This is a genomic window from Neobacillus sp. GCM10023253 (assembly GCF_042653105.1).
Classification (GTDB): Bacteria; Bacillota; Bacilli; order Bacillales; family Cytobacillaceae; genus Neobacillus; species Neobacillus citreus.
Genome location: NZ_JBHSHV010000028.1, coordinates 1 through 26,361, shown reverse-complemented (window position 1 = coordinate 26,361; position 26,361 = coordinate 1). Strand labels below are relative to the sequence as shown.

Genomic DNA, 26,361 nt, shown 5'->3' with positions numbered 1-26,361 from the left:
AGGAGTTGACAACAACGATGAAAGGAATTACAGGCAAGGTAAATTCCATATTGAAATTTCTCATCGTAGTATGTTTATCGCTAATGGCAATCTTTGTTTTTACCAATGTTATTTTACGTTATGTTTTTAATTCGGGAATTACCTGGTCTGAAGAAGTATCACGATTCTTATTTGTTTGGATGATATTTTTAGGAGCAATACTGGCGTTTAATGACAATGAGCATTTAGGTGTAGATATTGTCGTGAAAAAGCTTTCGCTGACAGGAAAAAAGGTAATGTATCTCATTTCTAATATTATTTTACTGATTACACTGGTCTTTCTTCTTGAAGGAAGCTGGAAGCTGACGCTTCTCAACACGGACCTGTCCGCGCCTGCGACAGGCATGTCATATGCCTATATTTATGTATTCGGCGTGATAATGAGCGGCTCTATGATCCTTATTATTCTTTATAAGTTATATAGATTTATAATTAAAAAGGATTATAGCCAATTAATTATGGCGGCATCGGAAGACAGCATTGATCATCATGACAAAGACGAAACGGGGGATAAGAAGTAATGACATTAACAGTCTTTATTTTAGCATTGTTAGGTGCCATGGCTTTGGGGATCCCGATTGCTTTTGCATTATTAATCAGCGGAATTGCCTTGATGCTTGTTCTGGGTAACTTCGATACGCAAATCCTTGCTTCCAACTTGATTCAGGGAGCTGATAATTTCCCTCTAATGGCGATTCCTTTCTTCGTTTTGGCTGGAGAGTTGATGAATGCGGGAGGAATTTCAAAAAGAATTATTGCTTTTGCGATGGCCTGTGTCGGGCATGTTCGCGGCGGCCTGGGGTATGTGGCCATTATCGCAAGTGTTTTGTTTGCGGGTTTATCTGGGTCAGCTGTTGCCGATACCGCGGCACTTGGGGCTATTTTAATTCCGATGATGGTAAGTCAAGGATATAACCGGAATCGTTCTGCAGGTATAATTGCCGCAGGCGGTATCATCGCTCCAGTTATTCCGCCAAGTATACCGATGATTGTTTTCGGTGTAACGGCTGGAGTATCAATTACAAAATTGTTTATGGCTGGGATCATCCCTGGTTTAATTCTGGCGGTTTCTTTAACAGTCGTTTGGGCGCTTGTTGTTAGAAAAGCCAAGATGGAGGCACAGCCTCGTAAAACAGCAAAAGAAATATTAAAAGCAATTATTGCCGCATTTTGGGCATTGCTGTTGCCGGTCATCATCCTTGGCGGTCTGCGCGGCGGTATTTTTACACCTACGGAAGCAGCATCAGTAGCAGCATTCTATGCCTTATTTGTCGGCTTGTTTATTTACCGGGAATTAAAACTTAAAGATCTTTACCATGTACTTGTAGCATCTGCTAAAACAACAAGTGTCATCATGCTATTGGCCGCTGCTGCAATGGTGTCCGGGTGGCTAATTACTGTTGCCAATATTCCGGCACAGTTGACAGCACTGCTTGAGCCATTTATTGGTCATCCAACACTATTGATGATTATTATTGTCATTATTGTACTGATTATCGGAACTTCCATGGACGTAACACCAACCATCTTAATCCTAACACCTGTTCTCATGCCTCTTATTCAGGCAGCGGGTATTGACCCAGTCTACTTCGGATTAATCTTTGTATTAACGACTTGTCTTGGTCTATTAACGCCGCCGGTAGGAACGGTCTTAAACGTGGCAGCAGGAGTTGGGAAGTTAGGGATAGACGAAATTGTCAAAGGTGTATGGCCATTTTTATTGGCAGAAGTCATCGTGGTCTTCCTTTTAGTCATGTTTCCATCACTGGTTTTGGTCCCGTTGGAATGGTTCACAAAATAGAAAAAAGCCGAGAGCATTTCTCGGCTTTTTTCTATGGTAAATTCTTATTGAGCGGCTTTCGCAGAAAACTCCGCAGCTGCTTTTAAATCTTTATCGGAAATGCTGACATCTGCCTTTTTGAACTCGTCTTTTAACACTTTAACAATCTGGTCCTGTGTGACTTTTGATTGCTTTACCTGTTCGGTAAGGGTTTTTTTCATTTCCTCGAATGACTTTTTCTCCTTTTTATCTGTTACCTGGATGATATGGTATCCGTAGGAGGATTTGATTGGGTCACTGATTTGATCCTTTTCTAAAGCATAGGCTGCCTTTTCAAAGTCGGGGTCCATGACGCCGGTGCCAAACCAGCCAAGGTCGCCGCCTTTGGAGGCAGTGGCGGTATCCTCTGATTCCTTCGCTAAGTCCTCAAACTTCGATCCAGACTTGAGTTTTGCGGCAATTTCATTTGCTTTTGCTTCATCAGTTACTAATATATGGCGGGCACGAATTTCCGGTTTGTAATCATCGTATGCCTGCTTCAGTTCTTTATCCGTTACCTTTATGGTTTTAAACACTGCCTTTTGCTCCAGCAGATTTAGCTTTACAGAGTTTCGGTAGTCGTTTTCGTCTTTAAAGCCATATTGCTGTAGAGTGGAGAGAAATGAATCACCTATCTGCTCCTTTGTTTTATTCACTTGGGCGTCCACTTCAGCCTTAGAAACGGAATAGTTTTTTGCCAGCACTTTTTCCACTGCAAGCTGCTGAAGGGTTTGTGTTCCATATTTGTCTTTCATCGCTTGATATAATTCATCCTGAGAGATATTTCCTGCATCGGATTTCATGATGGCGCTGCTGCTACAGCCTGCCAATGCCAAAGCGCCAACCATAAATCCTGAAAGAATCCATTTTTTCAATTATTTCACTCCTAAATTTTTTATAAAATCTATGGTACAGAATGAATATGAATAAAAAATGAACAAGCTAAGAACAATTGTAGAAAAAATGGAAAGCGGCCAGAAGAAACGATAAAATATATTTTATTTCCGCTAATTAAGAAAGGATGTCACATGTGTCAATTTTGTCTTCACTTCTTTATACGCTAGTAGTCGGCGCCATTTTCGTGTATGTATTCATTTTTTTTTATGATGTGTTTTATGGAGAAAAACAAGAGAAGCAGGAAAAGAAAATACGGAAATATTATAAAAACGAACAAATCCAAAAGATTGATCTGGTTGAACATCAGCCGCGTAAATATACGATTTATCAACTTAAAACAGATAAGGAAACAAGAAGGGTTAAATTAAAGCCTGGGTATAAAGTGGTGAAATTAGTACCGAAGAAAAAAGGAGAGTAAACAAAAAAGGACCGGCTCCAGGAAGAGCCAGTCCTCATTTTTTTGCTTTCAAATTAAGAAGCGATGGAAGTTTTTTGAGATTTTGTTTGGGTTACACCGCTTGGGTTAAATTCTTTTTCTGTTTTTGAAATAACAACTGTAGCGACACCATTACCGATTAAGTTTGTAATCGCACGTGCTTCTGACATAAAGCGGTCTACGCCAAGAATAAGTGCCATTCCTTCTACCGGAATCATTGGGAAAGCTGCTAAAGTTGCTGCTAAAGTGATAAATCCTGAACCAGTAACACCAGCAGCCCCTTTAGAAGTAAGCATTAATACGCCAAGCAGGGTCACTAGCTGCCAAATGGTTAATTCGACTCCATAGGCTTGGGCAATGAAGACTGCAGCCATGGATAGGTAGATGGAAGTTCCATCAAGATTGAAAGAATAACCTGTCGGAACAACAAGACCGACAACTGATTTTGAACAGCCATACTTTTCTAGTCTCTCCATCATCTTGGGAAGAGCAGATTCTGAAGAGGATGTTCCTAAAACAAGCAGGATTTCTTCTTTAATATATTTTAAGAAGCTAAAGATATTGAAGTTATAGAATTTAGCAATAGTGCCAAGAACGAACACGATAAACAGAAACATCGTAATATAGACAGAGCCCATTAATTTACCTAATGAGATTAGAGAGCCAATACCGAAGTTACCGATTGTAAAGGCCATCGCTCCGAATGCTGCAATTGGAGATACCTTCATGATCATATTAACAATAGCAAAGAAAATTTCAGAAACTTTTTCAAAGAATGAAATGACTGGTGCTGCTTTTTCCCCCAAAGAAGCAGCGGCAATTCCGAATAACACCGCAAAGAATAGAACCGGCAGTAAAGTTCCCCCAGAAAGTGCTGCAAGTGCATTATCAGGAACGATTCCTAAGATAAAGTCCATCACGCCGTGGCTTGTTTCGGCAGCAGCTTTAGTGTACTGTGAAACGTCTGCCCCTTCAGCGGCTTTGGTATTAAAGCCGTGACCAGGCTTGATAATAGAAACTACAAGAATACCAATTGCCAATGCGAAGGTAGTGACAATTTCAAAATAAAGCAGTGCCTTACCGCCAATACGGCCAACCTTCTTTAAATCTCCCATATTTCCAATCCCGATGACGATGGTAAAGAAGATGATTGGTGCGATGACCATTTTTATTAGTTTAATAAAGATATCTGCTAGAACCTTTAGCTTTGCCCCAAACTCTGGAAACAGAAACCCGACTGCAATACCTAGAATAATACCGATAATAACTTGAACCGTTAAATTGCGAAAATTAATTTTCATTCCTTTTACCCCCTTTGTTTGATAACGTTTTCATTTCTCCCTGTTTTCATATTAATTGATAATTTGAAATTTTAATATTTTAGGTGATAATGGTCTTTTTGGTCTTTTTGGTCTTAGAATTGGGCAAAGTATATTTAGTGTTAATAATAAGAAAAGGGACTGCCTGCTAAGGCAATCCCAATTTCGACTATTTTTCAGCTATCATATTTTCCCCTTTTTTTCTTTGAAAACGAACCAAACGATTAAGGTAAGTATAATGGTAAGTACTTCTAGTGAAAGAATATAGTATGGGTAAGGGCCCAAGAAGTCTAATAAACTTGCATGTTTGGGTTTATGATTTAGGTACATATAATTTCCATCTACAAGATAATTGATAAGCAAGACAGTCGGCGCCAAAACATTTATGAATACAAACAGCTTTACACAGGACCAAATAGTTGGCCTGAAACCCTTTGCCCATGTGAAATAAAGCGGTACCCAAACGATCACCATATGGGTAATAAAGAAATGAAAAAAGCGGAAATGTGGGAAGTCGTAGTTTAATGATGGGGTGAAAATAGCTTGCGTGGCACCTAGCAGGCCTGTGAACAACAATATTTCATAAAGAAGTTTCTTTCTGGAAAATAAGAAAATAATCGTTAAAAGCAAACTAATATTGCACAATTCAAGCGGAAGAGAATGACTTGCTTTCCAGTTTCCATTTACATACATCCATAAATGGTTAATCAATTCTAGTATAATCAATGAGATGGCTAAGCCTATTTCTGCGTGTCTCCATTTTTCGTCCTTTAACCGGCCTCGCATATAGTAAAGTCCCGCTGTAAAACCCAAGAAGATACCCATAATGATAAAATGACTTAATGAAAACATTTCAAAATCGAACTTAGCATAATTATCACCAAACCACTCCATAGTTTCACCATCCTTTCATTACATAATGGGTGGACCGAACAATTAATGTTGAGCCTTTGTAGTAACATATGCTAGTACTGTACTGCATGTTCGACATTCCACTGTCCTGAAAACATCAACAAAAAAAGCCTTGAATAATCAAGGCTCTAAAGGTCATATTAGAATTCTTCAATAGGGGACACTTTAGTGTGTCTCAAGTTGGTCCATCCTTTTCTTTACAAATTCTTTCATTTCCTTGTCTTTTGTAGTTTGCAGAAACTTCTGGTAAACAGGTCTTAAGGCTTGATACCACTCCATTTTTTCCTGCTCCGTTAATCGATAAATTTGGATGGAGGATTCACGCTCTATTAGATTGAGCTGCTCTTTGTTTACCCGTTGTGATTCGGAAATCATCCAAGAGGTGGTTTCGGCCATTGCCTCTTGAATATCCCGCTGGACCTCTTTAGGCAGCTTGTCCCAAAACTCTTTGTTCATTAGAACCGCATAACCTAAAAATCCATGATTACTGACAGTCATATACTTTTGCATACCATAAATGCGTCTGGAATAAATATTTGAAATCGTATTTTCTTGACCGTCAAATTGGTCTTCCTGAAGCGATGTATATAATTGGTTAAAAGGAACCTCGACAGGCTGAGCGCCTAATGCCTCGAATTGTTCAGCTATAATGGGACTTGGCATAATTCGAAATCTTTGACCTTTAAAGTCATCTGGGTACAAAAGGGGGTTAAGATTGCTCGACATTTGCTTAAAGCCATTGCTCCATAAGGCCAGCCCTTTGATTCCTTTGTTCTCATTTAATGATAAAAACCTATGACCAAGCTCGCTTGAAAGTGTCTCTTCAATATCTTGATCATTCTCAAACAAAAACGGCAAGTCAAACAGTCCCCATTCTGGTGCCAGGTTTGTCAGTTTGGATACGGAGGGGGCAATCATTTGGACATCGTTATCAATAAGAGCGTCGAGCTCATCTTCGTCAGTATGCAAACTTCCATTTGGATACACTTCTACTTTGACTAAGCCATCTGTTTTTTCCTCCACCAGCCGGGCGAACTTTTGCGCGGCCAGCCCCTTAGGAGTATTTTCAGCAACAACGTGGCTAAAACGGATGACGATTTGTTTGGACAATCCGTCCTGTTCATCATCATAGGGGATTTCCTTCCCGCTTAACAAACTGGCGGGCAAGAAGAAGAAACCAATTATTAAGGTGATGACAAGCACGCTTGATGCAATTAAATACTTCATCAGAAATTCCCCCTTGTTTTCCTTATTATTTTAACATGTTAAAATTATTTTAGTAGATTTCATCTGAAAGGAATACTCCTATGAATCGTCTCTCAATACAGACCAAGATTACGGCGCTGATCTTTTTCATTGTTTCATTCTCTCTGTTACTTGCCGGAATTATCGTTATTAGTAATTTCATCAATACTGAAGAGGCTGAATTACAAAAAAGGGCTTTACTTTCGGCACAAACTATTGCAGAGGATGGAGGAATCAAATCCAATATTACGGGAAGCATGGAGGACAGGAGGAAGATTCGCAAACGAGTGGAAACATTGCGAATCATCCATCATGCGGACTATATTGTTGTGATGGATATGAATCATATGCGTCTATCTCACCCCCTTCCAAGCTTGATAGGAAAAAGGTCGAATGGGAGCGATGAGGGACCGGCATTTGCCGAACTTACCTACACAACAAAAGCAAAAGGTGAAGTAGGCACCATGATTCGAGCCTTTGTGCCGATTATGAATGAGGAGCATCAGCAAGTCGGGGTCGTCCTGGCAGGTTATAAACTTCCTACTTTTTTTGAAATGATTTGGGATTTAAGGATGGAAATTCTATTTGCCGGCTTCATCTCATTATTGTTTGGCGGCTGGGGGTCCTGGCTGTTTGCTTCTAAAATGAAAAAGCAAATGTTTAATTTGGAACCGCATGAGATTGCTCAATTAGTGCAGGAGCGGACGGAAACCTTTAATGCCATGCATGAAGGGATTATCGCCATTGACAAAGACGAAAAGATTACGATTTTTAATGATAAAGCAAAAACAATGATGGGGATATCAGGAGATGTGATTGGCAGGGCTATTGCCGAGGTAGTACCGGACACAAGATTGCCAGAAATTCTTGAGCTCAAGAAGCCAATTTATAACAAAGAGCTGACCGTTCGTAATTTAAATATACACAGTAATCGCATTCCGATTAAAGTAAATAATGAAATCATTGGAGCGCTTGCCATATTCCAAGACCGCACCGAAGTGAAAAAACTGGCCGAAGAGTTAACCGGCTTTAAAGCTTTTGTCAGTGCCTTAAGGGTGCAAAATCACGAACATATGAACAAGCTTCATACAATTGCTGGACTGTTGCAGCTTGGGAACCCGAAAAAAGCGCTTGAATATGTATTTCAAACAGCCGAAGAGCAAGAAGAACTGACACAATTTTTGTCGAAGAATATTAAGAGTGAAAGTCTTTCCGGACTGTTGATCAGTAAGGTTAGCAGAGCCAAGGAATTGGGCATTCATTTACATATTGACCGCAACAGCCGGCTACATTCGTTCCCAGAACCGCTAGATGAACATGATTTTGTGATTATTATCGGAAACCTTATTGAAAATGCGTTTGATTCCTATAGGAACAAGGATATAGATGAGAAAAATATTTATGTTAGTATCGAACATGATGAGGAGATTTTATCGATTCTGGTTGAAGACAACGGGAGCGGCATTCCTGAAAACGTTCTGCCGCATATTTTTACAAAGGGCTTTTCAACCAAGGACAGCTTGGATCATGGAATTGGGCTTTATTTAATAAAAGAAATCGTTGATCGGGCGGGCGGCACGATCCAGGTAGAATCTGACCTTGGAAAAGGGACGACCTTTATTGTAACGATTTAACAAGGGGGATTGTTGTATGGCTGAAGGGCTAATTCGGGTTCTGTTAATAGAGGATGATCCGATGGTTCAAGAAATAAATAGGCAGTTTGTAGAGAGGGTCGAAGGGTATAAGGTCATTGGTGTTGCTTCAAATGGAAAAGAGGGGATTGAGCTTATCAAAAAAGAAAAGCCGGACCTCGTTTTTATCGATATTTATATGCCCAACCAGGATGGAATTACAACAATCAAACAAATTCGCTCAGAAGAACTCGGAACGGATGTCATTGCGGTAACGGCAGCAAGTGATATTGAAACGGTCCGTGATGTTCTGCAGCATGGGGCCGTTGATTATATCATGAAGCCTTTTAAATTTGAGCGGATACAGCAAGCTTTGATAAATTACCGGAATTATTATAGCAGTCTTTTGAAAAAAGATGCGATTTCCCAGCAGGAATTGGATAATTTGTTATTTCAGCAAGGCAAGCAGGACAAAGGCGAGCTGCCAAAAGGACTGAATATGTTGACACTCGAAAAGGTAATCGAATATCTAAAAGGGCAGAACCTGGCCATTTCTGCAGAAGCAGTCGCAGAAGGCATCGGCCTCGCCCGAGTAACCGCGAGAAGGTACCTAGAATATCTCGAACAAAGCGGAAAAGTGGAAATCGTCATCGAATATGGCGGAATTGGCCGTCCTGTTAACCAATATAAGATTTTATGATGCATGGGGACGGTTCTTTTGCCTCACTTCCGTGAGGCAAAAGAACCGTCCCTATTTGTTTACAAATCAACTAAAAAATGGGATAATTAGGGAGATTACAAAGGAGGGAAGTAAGTTTATGAGACCAGCTATTTGCCAATATTAATTTTTCAAAAATTAATCTGAATTTCGTAATGAGTGTTAAATTGCCTAATTTAGTTAGGTTTATTTGCGATTCTCTTTATGGAATAAGGCAAATTAGAAGGTAACTTACTTTACTTAAATATCAAGATTATAATAGGTGTAAAATGTTTTCTTTTTGTAAGCACATTTTTGCACAGTAATTATATTCGAACGTATTTTTAGACTGTAAGAAGAATTTCTCTTCTTATTGTCTTTTTTATTTTATAAAACTAAATAGGATGGAAGTACTTCTATGCCTTGTCCATAAAAAGCATAAGCTTAGATTATGGATGAAAGAAGGGATCTTTATGTTGGAATTGAAGTTAAATGGCGTGAAGAAATTTATGGAGGCCACGCTTGTCGTTGAAAATATAACCTTTGAAGCGTATGAGGGTGAGAAGGTCGGGATTATCGGCGCAAACGGAAGCGGGAAAAGCACCATCCTCAAGCTGATTGCCGGCATCGAACCGATGCACTATTACCCTGGTTACCCGCAGACCTCAAGCTATGGATATGACGAAGGTTTGATAAACCTGCCAAGAAGCGCCACAAGGGCTTACCTTGAACAAATGCCAGCGTATCCGGGAGGCTTAAAAGTGATTGATGTGTTAAATCAGGCCTTTGAGGAACTGGAACGCATCGAAAAGGAAATGCGGGAATTAGAAGAACAAATGGAGACATTGGATGGTGAAGCCCTTGAAAAAGCGCTGAAAAAATACAGCGACCTCGTTCAATTATTTGAGGCCAAGGGCGGATATGAGCGAGACGAAAAGTTAGGCAAAGTATGCACCGGGCTTCATTTTTCTGAAAGCTTTTTAAACAAGGATTTTGATTTGTTAAGCGGCGGAGAGAAGACGACTGTTGTGCTTGGAAAGCTATTGATTCACAATCCTGATATCCTCTTGCTGGATGAGCCGACGAATCATTTAGATATGGAAGCGATTGAATGGCTTGAGGGGTATCTCAAGAGCTACAAGGGAATTGTCATTATCGTGTCGCACGACCGGTATTTCCTCGATAATGTGGTCTCGAAAATCGTGGAGATTGAGGATATGCAGTCGATCACCTATAAGGGCAACTATTCCTCGTTTGTCAGCCAAAAGGAAGAAAACCTAAGAATTCAATTTGAACATTTTCGGGAGCAGCAAAAGAAGCTCAATAAGATGGAAAATACCATCAAGGATTTGCGCGATTGGGCGATGCGTGGCGGCAATGACAAGTTCTTCAGAAGAGCGGCCAGTATCCAAAAGAAGCTTGATAAGATGGAGCGAATTGATAAGCCAGTTTTTGAAAGAAAAAGTATGAGGCTCGATTTCAAGGCTGCAGTACGGTCCGGAAATGAAACGATTAAGGCAGTCGGGCTGTCCAAGAGTTATGGAGATAAAGTCATATTTAAAAACACAGATGTCATGATTCAGTACGGCGAAAGGGTGGGATTGATTGGTCCCAACGGCTGCGGGAAAACGACTTTCTTGAAGATGCTGTTGGGGGAAGAACAGCCGGATGCCGGTGTGGTGGAACTGGGTGCCAATGTATTGGCAGCTTATTTGCCGCAGAAGCTTATTTTTAGTAATGAAGAACTCACCGTGCTGGAGGCGTTTCGGGAGGATATTTCGATTCCGGAAGGCAAAGCTCGTGAGTATCTATCCAAATTCATGTTTTATAAAAATACCGTCTTCAAAAAGGTAAAGCATTTGTCGGGCGGGGAGCGAATCAGGCTCAAGCTTGGTATGCTGATGTTTCAAGATATCAATTTATTAATCCTTGATGAGCCGACCAACCATCTGGATATCGATTCGATTGAAACACTTGAGGAAGCGCTTGAAGATTTTAAAGGCACGATATTCTTTATTTCCCACGACCGCTATTTTATTAATAAGATCGGCGGGCGGGTTATCGCGGTTGAAGATTATGCTATAAAAAGTTATCTCGGAAATTACGATTATTATAAAATTGAAAAGGCGAAATTGAGCAGGCACGAGGAACCGAAGAAGGCTGTTGTAAAGGTTGAAAAGAAGAAAATGGAGAAGGATCCTGCAGTCAAGCAGGAAGCGGTTGAGGCAAAGGTGCTGACGAGGATCCAAAGCCTCGAACATGAAATCAGCGAACTAGATGCCGCTATGGGAGCAGCCGCCCTGGATTATGAAGAATTAGGGAGGCTGTATGAAAGGAAACAAGCATTAAGCACAGAACTAGAAATCGTGATGGAAAAGTGGCTCGATATTAGTTAAAATCGGAATCGTTTTTTTTGTGTAGCTCGAGTGAAGCTCGGGGACGGTTCTTTTGCATCATTTAGTGATGCAAAAGAACCGTCCCTATGCTTCAATGTAAATAGGAGGGGTAATGATGAAACCAAAAGTGATAGTTTATAAAAAAGTAGATTCTAATGTTTTGGAATTTTTACAGCAAACATGTGAAGTTGTTTATTTTGATGAACTAGATTCAAATACATATCCTGCATTTTTTCAGGAATTGAAAAATGCAGATGGGATATTGGGTTCAAGGTTGAAAGTGGACGCCAAATTATTGGACAAGGCTCCTCAGTTAAAAATAGTCAGCAATATGTCAGTAGGATACGATAATCTGGATATAGCAGCTTTGACAGCACGTGGAGTCATGGCAACGAATACTCCTGATGTATTGAATGATACGGTGGCAGATACGATTATGGGGTTAATTTTGGCTGCGGCCAGAAGGATACCGGAATTGGACCATTGGATGAAAACCGGGCAGTGGCAATCCGAACTGAAAGAACAGTGGTATGGGGTAGATGTCCATCATAAGGTATTAGGAATTATTGGCATGGGCGGAGTCGGCACTACCGTGGCCAAAAGGGCGCACTGTGGCTTTGATATGGAAATTCTTTACCACAATCGATCAAGAAATATGGCTGCAGAAGAGAAGTATGGCGCCACCTATTGTTTAATGGAAGAATTGTTGAAGAAATCCGATTTTGTCTGTCTCCTGACGCCGCTCACGCCGGAAACCGAAAAGCTAATCGGAAAAAAAGAGTTCGAGCTCATGAAAAAGTCGGGGATTTTTATCAATGCGTCAAGAGGGAAAACCGTTGACGAAGAAGCGTTGATTCAGGCCCTGCAAACTGGCGAAATTGCTGGTGCCGGCTTGGATGTGTTTGTCCAGGAACCAATTAACATGGACAATCCGCTACTTTCAATGAAGAACGTAGTAACCTTACCGCATATCGGCTCAGCCACCTATGAAACCCGCCTTCAAATGGCAATGACAGCCGCAACAAACCTCGTTTCCGGCCTAACAGGCGACACTCCGGCAAATTTAATCAAGTGAAGCATGGGGACGGTTCTTTTGCATCATTTAGTGATGCAAAAGAACCGTCCCCGTGTATCATTTGAGAACCTACCATAAGGTAAGATTTGCCGTTTAAATTATCACTTGCTTGGAGGCCGGTGATATTTTTTGTGAAAAAAAAGGCTTTTACCTTTAGAAATTAATTTATAATATACCTAGAGATAATGGCCTTATATCAAGAGCAACCTGTATTTCTAGATGAATTGGGGAAAATTTAATAAATCCGAGACAACCAAAGAAGAAGGAGACCTATGACCATGAAAGTCGAAAAAGTCCGTTGGGGTATTATTGGCTGCGGCGATGTTACCGAGGTAAAGAGCGGGCCAGCTTTTCAAAAAGTTAAGAATTCAGAGTTAGTTGCTGTTATGAGGAGAACCGGTGAACTAGCGAAGGACTATGCGGAGAGACACCATGTCCCAAAATGGTACGATAATGCCGATTCACTTATAAACGACCCTGATGTTGATGCTGTCTACATTGCTACACCGCCAGGCTCACATAAAGAATATACCCTTAAAGCTGCACAGGCGGGAATGCCTGTCTATGTAGAAAAGCCAATGGCGCTCAACTTTGCCGAATGCCAGGAAATGATTGCTGCCTGCAAAGCCGCCGGCGTTCCATTATTTGTTGCCTACTACCGCAGGGAGATGCCTCGATTTTTAAAAATTAAAGAGTTGTTAGAGAAAAACGCAATCGGAGATGTCCGTTTTGTTTCATCAACACAGTATCAAAAAGCTTCAGATGACGTAAAGGATCCCGAAAAACTCTCATGGAGAGTTCAACCTGAAATTTCAGGCGGCGGGCTGTATTACGACCTCGCCAGCCACACCCTTGATTTGCTCGATTTTCTACTGGGGCCGATTAAGAGCGTTAACGGATTTGCCTCCAACCAGGCGGGTTATTACCGGGCCGAAGATATTGTGACTGGTACATACATGTTCGAATCCGGAATCCATGGCACAGGAACTTGGTGCTTTTCCGCTTTTGAAAATGTCGATGTCAACGAAATCATTGGCAGTAAAGGGAAAATTACCTTTTCCACTTTTGGGTCGGAACCTATTGTTTTGACAACTGCTGAAGGCGCGGAGCAATGGAGTTTTGAACCACTGCAGCATGTTCATCAGCCTCTTGTGGAAACGATAGTGGAGGAATTGACAGGAGATGGCGGCAAGTGCCAGAGTACTGGAGATTCTGGTACGCGGACAAATTGGGTCATGGGAGAAATGACCAATTTGTAAATTGAGTTTAGCCTGGAATACAAGATAATAATGAATGGAAAAAACACCTCAAGTTAATAGACTTGGGGTGTTTTTTAGAAAGATTATCTTTCGTATGCGTTATGACGGTAGCCAGTATGGGCTTCATAAACTTCATACCAATGATATGTAGGCGCTTTGAGCCACTCGTACTTCGGCAAATACACCAGATATCTAATGTTTCCTTCGCTATCAAGCAATGTTTTGAAAACTTTAAATCTACCAATACCAAAAGTCTGGTCCATATAACCCTCCAAACCATCTCTTACAAATTGTTTCTTATCCTCCTGCTCCTGCCTATTCAACTCAATCAGCCCATCCACAAAAATACTCAACAGAACCAAAGTAACCGCAATCAACACAAAAACTAAAATATTCAACAAAAAAATAACCTCCTAAATCAAGATAAGTGATGCATGGGGACGGTTCTTTTGCCTCATTCAGAATTGAAGCAAGAGAACCGTCCCCGTGCTTCAAAATCCGCAAAGATGCATCATCTCCTTTGTTTTTGTTAAAATCAATTCGATTGTACTTTTGGGGAGTATAAGAAGGTGTGATTCAGATAACTTTGTTTTGAGATAAATAAGAACATTTTTTGAAAATTTAGGAGGGTAAATAAGATGTCAAATAAGAAAATCCTTAATATACAGAAGTTGGGCTTTCCATGGGTGACGGAAGATCCTTTTTTGATGACTGTGCATCATAAGGATGCTTATCCGCCGGGAAATGATGAACAGGGGCCAAGCACTTCATTGGCTGGCAGAAATCTTGGGCAGGATTTTACGATTAAAGACGGCTTTCGGATGTATCATGGAGAAACGGTACCGGGATTTCCGGCGCATCCGCACAAGGGATTTGAAACGGTGACGATTGTTCTGGAGGGTTTGGTCGACCATTTTGATTCGACTGGGGCAAAGGGGCGTTATGGAAATGGAGATGTGCAGTGGCTGACAACTGGGAAAGGCTGCCTGCATACTGAAATGTTTCCGCTTGTCCATAAGGACAAAGGCAACCCGCTGGAGCTTTTTCAAATTTGGCTGAATCTTGCCGCTAAGGATAAAACTGCTAATCCTGATTATAAAATGCTGTGGGCTGAAGATATCCCTGAAATAGAATCCGCAGATGCAAATGGGAAGAAAACGACAGTCCGGCTGATTGCGGGAAAACTTCAGGGGAAAAACAGCTTAGATCCAGCTGCTGCTTCATGGGCAAAAGACCCTAATAATCATGTCGGAATCTACCTTATTCGGCTGGAACCAGGAGCAGCGTTTACACTGCCAGCGGTATCCAAACCATTGAATCGGAACATTTATTTTTACGAAGGAGAAGAAATTCATCTGGAGGGGACAACTGTCCAAGCTTATCACCGTGTCAAGCTTACAGGGGACGATGAAATCGAAATCACCAATGGCGAAAAAGAGGCATATATTCTCGTTCTTGAAGGTGAACCGATTGGCGAACCAGTTGTGCAGCACGGCCCATTCGTGATGAATTCAGAACAGGAAATCATACAAGCCTTTAATGACTATCGCAGAACACAATTTGGCGGCTGGCCATGGGGCAGGATGGACCCTGTCAATGAACCAGAGGATGGGAGATTTGCACGTCACGGGGATGGAAGAATAGAGAAAAGATAGCGCAAGGGGACGGATCTTGTACATCAACCATGAATTATTGAAACGGGAATAAAATAAAATTGTCTAATATTTCTTCTTGATTTGATGATTTAACATAATATGTAATAAGACAAAATTTTAGTACCAATATTCCTATAAGGATATAATAGTCTTATATTAAATCAAAGGAGTCTTGCTTTATGGTCTTAAGGGTTCCCTACTACGACATTGCACCTGAAGGTTTAAAAATTATGATGGAGATGGAGAAGTATACGAAAACAACAGCAATCGATCGAAAACTTCGTGAGCTGATAAAAATTCGTGCTTCCCAAATTAACGGATGTGCATTTTGTTTGAATATGCATTCAGAAGATGCTCGGAAAATGGGAGAAACCGAACAACGAATATACTGCGTAAGCGCTTGGGAAGACTGTGAATTCTATACCGAGGAAGAAAAGGTGGCTTTAGAGCTTACAGAGCACATAACGTTAATTCCAACCAAACGTGTTCCAGAGGAGCTTTATCAACGAGTCCGAAAACATTTTGACGAGAAACAATATGTTGACCTTGTTCTAATCATCAATCAAATTAACAGTTGGAATAGAATTTCTATTTCAATGGGGAATATGGCAACTGAAAAATAATGACTCAAGAACGAACATCTAAGGTGTTCGTTCTTTTTTCCTCTATACTGAAATGTCAAAAGCGCTCAGAGGTAGTCTTTTATTGTTTAAAAAAGGGTTAAGAAAAAAGAAGAGCAGCCCACGAAGCTGCTCCCCATTGTTATTCTTATTATTGTTTGCTCGCCAATTGCCTTTCCCGCTTTTCAAACAACACAATCAACCCCGGCAACAGCACACCCCTTACCAAGAAGGTATCCAGCAGGATCCCAATGGCGACGATGAAGCCGAAAACGAATAGGAGTTGAATGGGCTGTGTCATTAGAACGGCAAAGGTAGCCGCGAGAATTAGTCCTGCGGAGGAGATGACTCCGCCCGTGCTGGCAACTGCAATTTCGACTGCCTCTCGCACCGAGTGCTTAGCCCGCTCTTCCTGGTAACGGGAAATCAACATGATATTGTAATCAATCCCAAGTGCAATTAAAAATACAAACGAATACAGTGGAACGCGGTTGCTGATGGTATCGATATCAAAGAACAGATTGCTTAGGAACATCCCCATCCCCAGGGCGGCAAGGAATGAAATCAAGATGGTTCCAATCATATAAACCGACATCTTGATTGACCTGGTCAAACTTATCAGCATCACGAAAATTAAAAGCGTCTCAAGCGCCACAATCACGATAAGGTCACGGTCATTAATGGAGCGGTCATCGACTTTCGTGGCTGTTTCGCCGGCAAAATAAATGTCCCCGTTCACACCTGCCGAGACAGCAATTTTATCATGGCTGTCCCGCATATCCTCCAAAGCATCCATCGTATTCGCGGAGTATGGATTTTCCCCAAAAGTTAAACTGTATTGAACGACTTTGCCTTCTTCTGCGGTACCATTGACTCTAACGGAGCTTACCAAGTCCTGTTCAGCAAGTTTGTTTTTCAATGCATCCTGTTGTTCAGCAGATAGTGGCTCTGAACCTTCAAATAAAACGGTCGTTGGAGCGAGGTCGCCTTTCTCAAATTTCTCCTCCAGAATTTCATAGCCCATTCGGGATGGCATATCTTTCGGAAATGATTTCATTGTATCAAACTCAAATTTCATGTTCACCATATTGCTTGCTGACAACAGTAGAAACAAGCCAATCACGGCCACCGAAAGTCCCGGTTTTCTAGCAACAAAGCGCCCGATCCGGCTCCATAACGAATTATTTTTGATAGCATCCTGGCCCACCTTAGGAATAACCGGCCAAAAGGATTTTCTGCCAAAAAGGGCAAACAGGGCTGGAACCAATGTCACCGATGCAATCATGATAATCAGCATAGTGGTGGAAAATGTTGGAGCAAAGTTCCGGTAATCACCAAATCTTGCAAAAAATAATACCAACATGGCCGCAAGTACGGTCCCGCCGGAATAGAACACAGGGGTTCCGACCTCCCGCATCGCCTGCCTCATCGCATCAAACTTATTCTCATGTTTTTTCAATTCTTCTCTAAACCGCGAGAAAACAAATAAAGAATAATCAATTACGGCTGCAAACAGAAGAATCGTCATGATGGACAGCGTTTGGCTGCTCATTACCAGTCCTGCCTTGCCCATGAGGCCAAGTGTCTGCATCACCACTTCATACACAAAGGCAGCAGCCAACAGCGGAATTAACGCCAACAGCGGTGAGCGGTAAATCACAATCAATAGCACTAGGATCAGGCCGACTGTTGATAATAAAAGAACAATATCTGCTCTTGAAAACAGATCCAGGGTATCGGTGGCAATACCGGCTGGGCCGGTTACGTACAAGGTTAAATCGGAGTTTTTCTTGACGATTTCCTGAATCGCATCCTCCACCTTTTTAATTTCCTTTGTCTCAATTGATGAATCAATGCTTAAAGGAATAATTGCCGTGGTTTTATCGTCTGAAAAGAAGCCTGCGGCAGCCTGGGGCGGCAGTTTTGATAGCGGCACAATCTGGTCCACGCCCTGGATTTTTTCCTTTTCAATTATATCAACTAGGCTGGCCAGCTGAGGGAAAGTGATTTCACCGTCCTTCGATTGAAAAACGAGTATCGCAGGGATTCCTTCATTGTCTTTAAAGTATTTATCCACTTTCTTTTGGGCGATGACCGACTGGGCATCTTCCGGAATAGATTTGAGGCTGGATACTTCATAGTCCTTGGCACCTGGGGCCAGGACTGCCAACAGCATTGCGGCCGCAAACCAGATTCCAAGCGTAATCCACATTCCTTTTTTGGTCGAGACACGGTCTGTGAGAGATTGCAAGAATGATTTCATTGCATAAACACCTTTCTGAGTTAGTTTTTATAAAACTATTGTTCTAAAAACCGACACAAAGTGACAATAGTGTCACTTTTGGCAAAAAAGTAATTGACACTATTGTCACTAACATTATCTTTTAAAAGTGACACATGTGTCAATTATTTATTTGTGAACATTCCGTGACTAATAATTTCTTTAATCGACTGAACCCAAACATCTTGTTGGATACCGAAATGATTCGGAATGGCAATGGTCTGAAAAATTATTCCGAGTACCAATACGTCCGGAATATGGGGCTTCAGCTTGTTCCCGCCTTTTCCTAGTGTTACAAAGTTCTGCATATAACTGTACATTTCTAAGTGCATTTTTTCTAGGTCTTGCGTATTGTTCCGAACCTTTTCATTGAGGGAGGATGGAATTTGTCTGCCTATCTCAATGAGTTGGTGGATTTCTCTATTTCTAAAAATAAGTTCAAAAAGGAATTCAAATTGCCTGTCAAAGTCATCTAATTCCGCTATTTCCTTTAATTCAGCAAGGAAATGCTTCATCTCAAATAACATATAATCGGTAATCAGTTCTTCCTTATTTTCGAAGTATTTGTAAATCGCACCGCGGGAAATCTCCATTCGTTCTGCTAATAGACTGAAGGTAAAACCCTCATATCCATGTTCAAGCAGCAGCTGCTTGGTGTACTGAAATAATTCCTCCGTCGAAAACTTGCGCTCCCGTGCCATGATGCCACCTCCATCCATTAATGTAACACGGGGACGGTTCTTTTGCATCATTATTATTGATGCAAAAGAACCGTCCCTGTGCATCAAATTTTTCCGTTTCGAATGACCTGTTTCATCATATCCTTTGCTTTTAAAAAAATAATACCATTAAATGGTTGAACGGACCAAATAGGGAATGATTAAATGAAAAAAAGACATGCTGGTTCCGGATTCCGTCCCAACACCCTGTCATATTTACCCATTTTGTACATCTCTTATAAAGAGGTGTATTTTTATGAAAAGGAAACTGATTCGAACGCTCATTGTATTGGTGGTGCTAGTCTTAATATATGACGTGAATTTTCGAACAAAAACAGTAACGTATTTTGGTGAAGATGCGAATTGGTCCATTAAAATCAACTCAAAACTAGTTGGACTTAATGGTAGTTATAGAATTGAAGTTCAATATAAAGGCAGCAAATCAATCGAGTATATCGATTTTAATATCCATCCACCACATTATGAAGCAGGTATCCCTTCCTTGGACAAAAAGGGCTTTTACCACTGGGAATGTAAGGATGACTGTGGGTTTTATGATAAAGAGGATGAACTTCTCTTTTTTATCGTTTGGAAAGAAGACAACCGTTCCGAAGAAAAAATGAGGTTTATTAATTTAAAAAAGATTCCGACTAATTGGTGGAAGTAGAGGAACAACTAAAGGAAAATTGATAAAATAGTGTCGTGGAGGTGGAGAAAAAATGATTGCAACCCAATATAAGATTACACTGCCGAGCGATTATGATATGAATATAATCAGAGACAGAGTGAAAAATAATGGTCATAAAACAGACGGGTTTGAAGATTTAAAGTTTAAACTCTATTTGGTCACTGAAAAAGGAATCCATAATAATTTGCAAAACAGTTATAGCCCGTTATATCTTTGGAAAGGGAATAACGGACTGAACAAGTTTTTATTTAATGGGTTTTATGACAATATCCTAAACTCCTTTGGCTGGCAGCAAGTGAATGTCGGAATTCCCCTGATTGATACCACTACGTCTAAAATCACAGACAATAAGTACTTATTTCAAATCACAAAAGAAATTCCACCGCAAGAAAGTCTAAACAACTTGAAGGATAAAATTGAGGAAAGCATCCCGACAATAGACGAGACAGAATATCTTATTATTTATAATCCGGAGAGATGGAAGTACGAAGTGTTTTATTTCTTAAATGATTTAAGTAGCGTAAAAGATGTAAGTGGGGTCGTTTATTCGATTCTACATATATCACAAGGATAATACCTATTGTCTATTTTCTGTTTCATAAAATGGGCAAACATAAACCCAGTCCTTTTTCGGGGCTGGGTTATTACATTCGGTGGTGTATTTCGAAATAGAGCGCTTGGATAAATTTTTTCATGTTGATTCGGAGTGGGCTCGGTGTGGCGGTTTTTTTGTCTTTTAATTCTTTCATTTTTTGCCGGACGGTTGTAAAATCGAAAAACTTTGATGAGTAATTTTCAAACTTTGGATGGGAAAAGTCTGTCAGCCCTAGTGAAGCGAGGCCATTCAACGATTGATAAATAGCCCTCCGGACACGCTGTTCGGAGGCTTTTATTTCTCTTTGAAGATCTGCCTCGCTGGCTGCTTCACCAAGTTTCTTCAAAGCTATGATTCTAAAAGTCTCCTTAAGGGAAGGAAATCCATTAGTGAATGTTTGCTGCTGTTCGTAGTCATGGAAAAACTGCATAATCTCCAAAAGGTCTTTACCCCCGCTTTCACCGGCAATGCCCAGTTCCGAAAGAAGGAACCGCCCGGCGTCAGAGAATGTTTTCCCTTTTTCCCGATGTAAATTGCCCTCTGGTTTTTGAAAGCTAATATTCATCGCATTTTGTATAGACCTTTGTATATCCTGGATGGATTTCTCTAATCGGGCATGCTCGATCACCTTCTTTACAACCGAAACGACCTCGATTTTATTAATCGGCTTTGTTATGTAATGGTCAATCCCCTTTAAGTAAGCTTGTCCAATCAGGTCCTTAGATTCCACTTGTGAAATCATGATGACCTTTCCTTTAAAAACCGGCTTGATTTTCTGGACCGTTTCGATGCCGTCTTGAACCGGCATTAACAGGTCAATTAGTAAAATATCAACCTTCTTCATATCTAAAAGTTCTCCGCTAACCTCGGAACCATCGGCAGCCTCGCCGACGACTTCGCCAAGGTCATCATCTTCAATAATATGGCTAAGCATCGTACGAATCGATATATCATCATCAATGATAAAAAATCGCATGAAATCACTCTTTTCTCGTTATTTTTGCCATTGGCAGGTGAACAGTGAAAGCTGCCCCTTTGCCATCCTCCGAATCATTAAGCAGAACATTGCCATCATGCATTTCTGCCACTTCCTTAACGTAGGTCAACCCAATCCCAGTGGAGGATTTGCCAGTGCTGTCAAACTTTAAAGTGAATCCGGGTTTAAATATGACATCTTTATATTGGCGTGGAATTCCGGGTCCGGTATCCTTAACGCGGATTGTAAGCCAATCTTGATTTTGTTCAGCCAATAGCTCAATTTTCCCCGTTTCATTGATAGCCTCGACGGAATTGGAAACAAGGTTGTTGACAATGGAGGTAAATGTATATGCATGATAATCGGGGTGTGTTCCGCTAATTGAAAAGACGAACTCAATTTTTTTCCCCAACAGCTCGGCATACTTGTTATTTGTCCTTACAATAATTGAAAAAAGGGAGTCAATGTCAATATAATCAAGCAAACTTTCCTCGGTAATCAGTTTGGAAAGCCCGGACAAAATTCGTTGATTATCCTTTTTGATTTCATGAACTTCACCAGCAATCCGCAAGGCTTGCTGAGGAATCCCTTCCAATGAGAAGTCTCTTTGTCTCTCGTTGATTTCGTGCAAATCCTTGTAAAGATTGTAGGATTGTTTGGTGACCTTCTCGGCAAACTGAAGGGTTTTTTTCAAAAGGATGGTCTCTTCATAAAGATTCGAAACGACCATGATCATATGTTCATTTCGCTTTTGGATTTCCGTTTCCTTCAGCTTGGATTCATGGTATTTAAGAGTACTAAATAAACCAACTACAAAAAAACTTCGAAATACAGCGAAAATCAAAATTTTATGGACGGCATCAATAGTTGTTAATTCTTCAAATAAAAGCCTTTCGAAAAACAACTCTGACATTCCAGCCGCAAATTCTGTTACAATTCCCAAAAGGCCTATCACCCAAGGCAACTGGTTAAACTGGTGGATTTTCAATAAGAAAAAGACCAAAGCATAGGTGAAATAATAGACAAAGGATGGCAGGTTAGCATGAATGGATACCAGCCAATCAAACGGTTCTAGAAAAATAGCATCAAGAAGGATTCGAAAAACTAGCACGGAAACCCCTGCAAGCGTGCCGCACAAAATAGCGGGTACTTTTCTTAGCCCCAATAAAAAGAGAAAAAGGGCAGGGGGTCCAAAGCTCACCCGATAGACTTCATTAAATGGGTAAAATTTTACCTCTCCAGCAAGCGGAACCAAAATGGCCATTGCCGCCAGTAAGGTTAGTTCATTTTTTGAAAAAATTTTAATGTTCAATTTGCGCCACAACCTCTTATTCTAACAATCCATCATTTAATGCAAAAAAAATATGTAGGTTTTTGTAGATTTCTTGTTATATTGTGTAGTTACTATTTTACATTAAGACTAGCCTCACTGAAAACGCTCTCAGTAAATTCTGCCTCAAATTATAGTTTTATTTTAGCTAGAAATCCATTGAAAAAAAACTCTTCTAAGACCAAATCGTTAAAAAAATGTAAAAGAGGTGCTTGAATGAAAAAAATAGGTTTAGCTTGGCAAATCTTAATTGGGTTGATTCTTGGTATTGTGGTTGGTGCTATTTTTTATGGAAATCAAGATGTCGCGAAGTATTTACAGCCAATTGGCGATATCTTTTTAAGACTAATCAAAATGATTGTCATTCCAATCGTTATTTCCAGCTTGATTGTAGGTGTTTCCAGTGTAGGCGATACAAAAAAGCTTGGAAAAATCGGTGGAAAATCCATTTTATACTTTGAAATTATTACAACAGTTGCGATTATTGTAGGACTATTAGCAGCGAATATTTTCCAGCCAGGCGCTGGGGTAGATATGGGTTCATTACAGAAAACTGATATTGGTGGTTATGTAGATACGGCAGAAACAGTAGAAAGCCACGGAATGGCTGAAACTTTTGTGAACGTTGTACCGCCAAATATTATCAAAGCAATTGTAGACGGAAACATGCTTGCCATCATTTTCTTCTCTGTTCTATTTGGACTTGGGCTTACCGTCATTGGAGAAAAAGGGAAACCGGTCATTGCATTTTTCCAAGGTACGGCTGAAGCGATGTTCTGGGTGACCAATCAAGTAATGAAATTTGCACCATTTGGTGTATTTGCTCTTATTGGTGTGACCGTTTCTAAATTTGGTGTTGAATCATTGTTGCCGCTGGGTAAATTAGTTATTATCGGTTACGCTACAATGCTATTCTTTGTTGTTGTCGTTCTAGGGGGTGTTGCTAAATTAGTAGGTGTAAATATTTTTAATATCATACGCTTACTTAAAGATGAATTGATTTTGGCTTACTCTACTTCTAGTTCTGAAACGGTATTGCCAAGATTAATGGAGAAAATGGAGAAGTTTGGTTGTCCAAAAGCTATTACATCTTTTGTTATTCCAACGGGTTATTCCTTTAACTTGGATGGATCAACACTTTACCAAGCATTAGCAGCATTGTTTATTGCCCAAATGTATGGAATCGATTTGTCCATTGGCCAACAAATTTCATTAATGCTGGTATTAATGGTAACATCGAAGGGAATCGCAGGCGTTCCGGGAGTTTCATTTGTTGTCCTCTTGGCAACGTTGGGAACTGTAGGCATACCTATAGAGGGCCTTGCATTTATAGCAGGTATTGACCGTATTCTTGATATGGCCAGAACAGTTGTCAATGTCATCGGAAACTCATTAGCTGTAGTGGTAATGTCTAAATGGGAAGGCCAGTTTGATAAGCAAAAAGCAAATTCCTATTTGCAGTCTTTAAATGATACAAAGCAAAAAGCGGCATAACATGCAATTTTAGAAAAAGGAACCCATTCCAGTGTGGGTTCTTTTTTGCAAATTAGCAGGAAATAAAATATTGCGATATCTCTTTTGATAGATTTAAAATGAGAGAGTAATATGATAGGGAGAGAAGGTTTCAGCATGTGGATTGCTGCAGCATTGGTAACGACTTTAAGCTTCGGCACGAATAATACGATTTTTAAATGGAGTACAAGCCGTGGCTTGTCGAAAGTGCATATTCAGTTTTTCTTTTATTTCGTGGCATTTCTGCTTACACTTGGGTATGGGCTATATACAGGGGAACTGCAATTTAACCTCTATGCGCTTATCCTTGGTGGACTAATTGGCATCCTGAATGCGAATGGCAATATTCAGATGTCCAAGGCCTTCGAAAAGGGTCCTGCCAGCCTAACGTCGCCTCTAATTGGCGCCAATGCAATCATGCCGATTCTTGGGGCAGCGATTATTTTTCATGAAGAAATCAGTCTTGCCCATTGGATTGGGATTGTGGTAATACTCGGTTCAGCCCTGATGATTCAATATTCGCCGGGCAAAAGTCACGGCACAAATTATGGTCCATGGATTTATCGGGTCGTATTGGCAATCCTTTCCTTTGGGATTCTGGGAATATTAATGAAAACAACATCCTATTTGCAAATTAGTTCGCTTAGTACATTAATTTGTATGTACGGCGGAGGCAGCATTTATTTGGCCCTGACCAGTTTACGGGAAAAGGAAAGCTGGCTGAGGTCAGAAGTGAATGTCGGGTCCATGGCCGGTTTAGTCAGTGTCATCGGGTACAGCTGTTATTTCTATGCGTTGCAAAAAGGTATTGCCAGCATTATCTTCCCAATCGTCAGCTTAAATTGCCTCGTAGTCATCCTGGCAGGCTGTTGGTTCTTTAAGGAAAAATTGAAACGATACCAGCTTGTCGGCATATTTTCTGCGATTCTTGGGATTATTTTTACAAAAATATGATACGTGGGGATGGTTCTTGTGCTTCAATTTTTGAAGCACAAGAACCGTCCCTTTGCTTTATCAAAAATGAGTAACGCTTTTTTGGTTTAAAGTGATAAAATTTTTATCGAAAATCTATTGTTCTATAACAATAATATATGGTAAAATCTGAATATTATTTATTTTTCAGAAAAATCAAAGCGGTTATTACTGCGTACATAGTCCGCTGAGGGGGAGAAAAGGTGAAAAAGAGTTTAGCCATTGTTTTGATGGGAGTATTGTTGTTGCTTTCTGCTTGTGGCGGGGGAAGCAAGGAAACTAGTGGGGAAAAGAAAGAAAAGGAAGTAAAAATAGGGATCACGCAAATCGTGGAGCATCCGTCCCTTGATGCCGCCCGCGAAGGGTTTATCGCGGCCTTGAAGGATGCTGGTTATGAAGAAGGAAAGAACCTGAAGCTTGATTACCAAAATGCACAGGGTGACATGAATACCAATTTATCAATTGCCCAAAAATTAGTTTCGGACAAGAATGATCTAATTTTAGCCATTGCTACTCCGAGTGCACAGGCCGTACTGAAAAACACGAAGGAGATCCCAGTTTTATTTACAGCTATCACGGATCCGGTTGGTGCGCAATTGGTAAAAAGCATAGAAAAGCCAGGCGGAAATTCCACTGGAACATCTGATACGCACCCAGATGCCATCAAGAATACAATTGCTGCGATCAAGAAGTTTGTTCCTAATGCCAAGAAGGTCGGCATCATCTATAACAATGGTGAGCCTAACTCGGTTGTAAACGTGAAGAATGCCAAGAAAGCAATCGAAGCAGAGGGACTGGAAGCAGTTGAAACAACGATAACAGCTGGTTCTGAAGTGAAGCAGGCTGCTGAATCATTAGTTGGCCGTGTGGATGTCCTTTACATTCCAAAGGACAATACGGTTGTTGCTGCTCTTGAATCCGTCATTACTGTAGCGAATGCGAAGGATATCCCAACATTTGTTGGTGAAGGAGATTCTGTAAAACGCGGAGCATTCGCTTCTTATGGACTAAACTACCATGACCTTGGCTATTCAACTGGTAAAATGGCAGTCGAAATCCTAAAAGGAAAGAAACCAAGCGAAATTCCAGTCGGCTTCCCAGAAAAGCTAGAACTCGTCATCAACAAAAAAGCCGCTGCTGAAGAAGGCATCACCCTAACAGAAGATTTAATTAAGGACGCTAAGATAGTAGGAGAATAAGTGAAACATGGGGACGGTTCTTCTTACGATTAGTCAAGGGTTTTTGTGAAGTTTAATTCTAAATGTTTTCATTAGAGGGTTTTTGAGCA

General features: G+C 40.6%; 24 protein-coding genes. 15 read left to right on the top strand and 9 right to left on the bottom strand.

Going from position 1 to position 26,361, the window contains the following annotated elements; all coding sequences use genetic code 11:
* The first annotated feature begins 17 nt into the window (after nucleotides 1-17).
* Both ACFPA1_RS25355 and ACFPA1_RS25350 read left to right on the top strand, forming a co-directional pair.
* Complete coding sequence (locus tag ACFPA1_RS25355; RefSeq protein ID WP_378587002.1) at nucleotides 18-560, top strand: TRAP transporter small permease; 543 nt, start codon at nucleotides 18-20, stop codon at nucleotides 558-560.
* Nucleotides 560-1,840, top strand: a complete 1,281-nt coding sequence (locus ACFPA1_RS25350) for a TRAP transporter large permease (protein ID WP_213146607.1) — start codon at nucleotides 560-562, stop codon at nucleotides 1,838-1,840. The genes ACFPA1_RS25355 and ACFPA1_RS25350 overlap by 1 nt, the downstream gene beginning before the upstream one ends.
* Before the next feature lie 44 nt (nucleotides 1,841-1,884).
* On the opposite strand, the gene ACFPA1_RS25345 is transcribed toward ACFPA1_RS25350, so the two are convergent.
* Nucleotides 1,885-2,733, bottom strand: a complete 849-nt coding sequence (locus tag ACFPA1_RS25345) for a peptidylprolyl isomerase (RefSeq protein WP_378586997.1) — start codon at nucleotides 2,731-2,733, stop codon at nucleotides 1,885-1,887.
* A 155-nt stretch (nucleotides 2,734-2,888) separates the two neighbouring features.
* On the opposite strand from ACFPA1_RS25345, the gene ACFPA1_RS25340 reads away from it, so the two are divergent.
* Nucleotides 2,889-3,173, top strand: coding sequence for a hypothetical protein (locus ACFPA1_RS25340; RefSeq protein ID WP_378586994.1), 285 nt, complete (start codon nucleotides 2,889-2,891; stop codon nucleotides 3,171-3,173).
* Nucleotides 3,174-3,226: 53 nt separating this feature from the next.
* Here ACFPA1_RS25340 and ACFPA1_RS25335 read toward each other — a convergent pair whose 3' ends face one another.
* From ACFPA1_RS25335 to ACFPA1_RS25325, 3 genes are all read right to left on the bottom strand, one after another.
* The gene (locus ACFPA1_RS25335) at nucleotides 3,227-4,492 is read right to left on the bottom strand and encodes a dicarboxylate/amino acid:cation symporter (RefSeq protein ID WP_378586991.1); all 1,266 of its coding nucleotides are present in this window, start codon (nucleotides 4,490-4,492) and stop codon (nucleotides 3,227-3,229) included.
* Between the two features lie 201 nt (nucleotides 4,493-4,693).
* Complete coding sequence (locus tag ACFPA1_RS25330; protein WP_213146611.1) at nucleotides 4,694-5,404, bottom strand: TIGR02206 family membrane protein; 711 nt, start codon at nucleotides 5,402-5,404, stop codon at nucleotides 4,694-4,696.
* A 183-nt stretch (nucleotides 5,405-5,587) separates the two neighbouring features.
* Nucleotides 5,588-6,649, bottom strand: coding sequence for a DctP family TRAP transporter solute-binding subunit (locus ACFPA1_RS25325; RefSeq protein ID WP_213146612.1), 1,062 nt, complete (start codon nucleotides 6,647-6,649; stop codon nucleotides 5,588-5,590).
* 80 nt (nucleotides 6,650-6,729) lie between these two features.
* Between ACFPA1_RS25325 and ACFPA1_RS25320 the strand changes: the two genes are divergently transcribed.
* The 5 genes from ACFPA1_RS25320 to ACFPA1_RS25300 all read left to right on the top strand — a co-directional run bounded on the left by ACFPA1_RS25320 (nucleotide 6,730) and on the right by ACFPA1_RS25300 (nucleotide 13,725).
* Nucleotides 6,730-8,301 (top strand): ATP-binding protein, encoded by a 1,572-nt coding sequence (locus tag ACFPA1_RS25320; protein WP_213146613.1) that lies wholly within the window; start codon nucleotides 6,730-6,732, stop codon nucleotides 8,299-8,301.
* Between the two features lie 16 nt (nucleotides 8,302-8,317).
* On the top strand, nucleotides 8,318-8,998 hold the full coding sequence (locus ACFPA1_RS25315; protein ID WP_378586986.1) for a response regulator: 681 nt from the start codon (nucleotides 8,318-8,320) through the stop codon (nucleotides 8,996-8,998).
* 470 nt (nucleotides 8,999-9,468) lie between these two features.
* The gene (gene abc-f / locus ACFPA1_RS25310; protein ID WP_378586983.1) at nucleotides 9,469-11,391 is read left to right on the top strand and encodes a ribosomal protection-like ABC-F family protein; all 1,923 of its coding nucleotides are present in this window, start codon (nucleotides 9,469-9,471) and stop codon (nucleotides 11,389-11,391) included.
* Nucleotides 11,392-11,506: 115 nt separating this feature from the next.
* Nucleotides 11,507-12,466 carry a 2-hydroxyacid dehydrogenase gene (locus tag ACFPA1_RS25305; protein ID WP_213146770.1) on the top strand — a complete coding sequence of 320 codons (960 nt, stop codon included), beginning with the start codon at nucleotides 11,507-11,509 and terminating at the stop codon, nucleotides 12,464-12,466.
* Nucleotides 12,467-12,744: 278 nt separating this feature from the next.
* On the top strand, nucleotides 12,745-13,725 hold the full coding sequence (locus ACFPA1_RS25300; protein WP_378586980.1) for a Gfo/Idh/MocA family protein: 981 nt from the start codon (nucleotides 12,745-12,747) through the stop codon (nucleotides 13,723-13,725).
* Nucleotides 13,726-13,808: 83 nt separating this feature from the next.
* On the opposite strand, the gene ACFPA1_RS25295 is transcribed toward ACFPA1_RS25300, so the two are convergent.
* Nucleotides 13,809-14,126: a hypothetical protein gene (locus ACFPA1_RS25295; protein ID WP_213146617.1), complete on the bottom strand. Its 318-nt coding sequence runs from the start codon at nucleotides 14,124-14,126 to the stop codon at nucleotides 13,809-13,811.
* A gap of 237 nt (nucleotides 14,127-14,363) precedes the next feature.
* Between ACFPA1_RS25295 and ACFPA1_RS25290 the strand changes: the two genes are divergently transcribed.
* On the top strand, nucleotides 14,364-15,380 hold the full coding sequence (locus ACFPA1_RS25290) for a pirin family protein (RefSeq protein ID WP_378586977.1): 1,017 nt from the start codon (nucleotides 14,364-14,366) through the stop codon (nucleotides 15,378-15,380).
* Nucleotides 15,381-15,559: 179 nt separating this feature from the next.
* Nucleotides 15,560-16,003 carry a carboxymuconolactone decarboxylase family protein gene (locus ACFPA1_RS25285; protein WP_213146619.1) on the top strand — a complete coding sequence of 148 codons (444 nt, stop codon included), beginning with the start codon at nucleotides 15,560-15,562 and terminating at the stop codon, nucleotides 16,001-16,003.
* Between the two features lie 148 nt (nucleotides 16,004-16,151).
* Here the strand turns inward: ACFPA1_RS25285 and ACFPA1_RS25280 are convergent, their stop codons facing one another.
* Together ACFPA1_RS25280 and ACFPA1_RS25275 are read right to left on the bottom strand one after the other, a co-directional pair.
* Nucleotides 16,152-18,263: an MMPL family transporter gene (locus ACFPA1_RS25280; RefSeq protein ID WP_378586974.1), complete on the bottom strand. Its 2,112-nt coding sequence runs from the start codon at nucleotides 18,261-18,263 to the stop codon at nucleotides 16,152-16,154.
* 143 nt (nucleotides 18,264-18,406) lie between these two features.
* On the bottom strand, nucleotides 18,407-18,982 hold the full coding sequence (locus ACFPA1_RS25275) for a TetR/AcrR family transcriptional regulator (protein ID WP_378586971.1): 576 nt from the start codon (nucleotides 18,980-18,982) through the stop codon (nucleotides 18,407-18,409).
* 274 nt (nucleotides 18,983-19,256) lie between these two features.
* Here ACFPA1_RS25275 and ACFPA1_RS25270 point away from each other — a divergent pair, with 274 nt between their 5' ends.
* Both ACFPA1_RS25270 and ACFPA1_RS25265 read left to right on the top strand, forming a co-directional pair.
* Nucleotides 19,257-19,667: a hypothetical protein gene (locus ACFPA1_RS25270; protein ID WP_213146622.1), complete on the top strand. Its 411-nt coding sequence runs from the start codon at nucleotides 19,257-19,259 to the stop codon at nucleotides 19,665-19,667.
* Nucleotides 19,668-19,719: 52 nt separating this feature from the next.
* On the top strand, nucleotides 19,720-20,262 hold the full coding sequence (locus ACFPA1_RS25265; protein WP_213146623.1) for a DUF4865 family protein: 543 nt from the start codon (nucleotides 19,720-19,722) through the stop codon (nucleotides 20,260-20,262).
* A 70-nt stretch (nucleotides 20,263-20,332) separates the two neighbouring features.
* On the opposite strand, the gene ACFPA1_RS25260 is transcribed toward ACFPA1_RS25265, so the two are convergent.
* Both ACFPA1_RS25260 and ACFPA1_RS25255 read right to left on the bottom strand, forming a co-directional pair.
* Entirely contained in the window at nucleotides 20,333-21,259 is a 927-nt protein-coding gene (locus ACFPA1_RS25260) for a response regulator (RefSeq protein ID WP_213146624.1), read from the bottom strand.
* Between the two features lie 4 nt (nucleotides 21,260-21,263).
* The gene (locus ACFPA1_RS25255; protein WP_378586967.1) at nucleotides 21,264-22,571 is read right to left on the bottom strand and encodes a sensor histidine kinase; all 1,308 of its coding nucleotides are present in this window, start codon (nucleotides 22,569-22,571) and stop codon (nucleotides 21,264-21,266) included.
* Between the two features lie 234 nt (nucleotides 22,572-22,805).
* Here ACFPA1_RS25255 and ACFPA1_RS25250 point away from each other — a divergent pair, with 234 nt between their 5' ends.
* The 3 genes from ACFPA1_RS25250 to ACFPA1_RS25240 all read left to right on the top strand — a co-directional run bounded on the left by ACFPA1_RS25250 (nucleotide 22,806) and on the right by ACFPA1_RS25240 (nucleotide 26,272).
* Nucleotides 22,806-24,083: a cation:dicarboxylate symporter family transporter gene (locus ACFPA1_RS25250; protein ID WP_213146626.1), complete on the top strand. Its 1,278-nt coding sequence runs from the start codon at nucleotides 22,806-22,808 to the stop codon at nucleotides 24,081-24,083.
* Between the two features lie 135 nt (nucleotides 24,084-24,218).
* Entirely contained in the window at nucleotides 24,219-25,055 is an 837-nt protein-coding gene (locus ACFPA1_RS25245) for a DMT family transporter (RefSeq protein ID WP_213146627.1), read from the top strand.
* A 221-nt stretch (nucleotides 25,056-25,276) separates the two neighbouring features.
* Nucleotides 25,277-26,272, top strand: a complete 996-nt coding sequence (locus ACFPA1_RS25240) for an ABC transporter substrate-binding protein (protein ID WP_241113928.1) — start codon at nucleotides 25,277-25,279, stop codon at nucleotides 26,270-26,272.
* The last annotated feature ends 89 nt before the right edge of the window (nucleotides 26,273-26,361 follow it).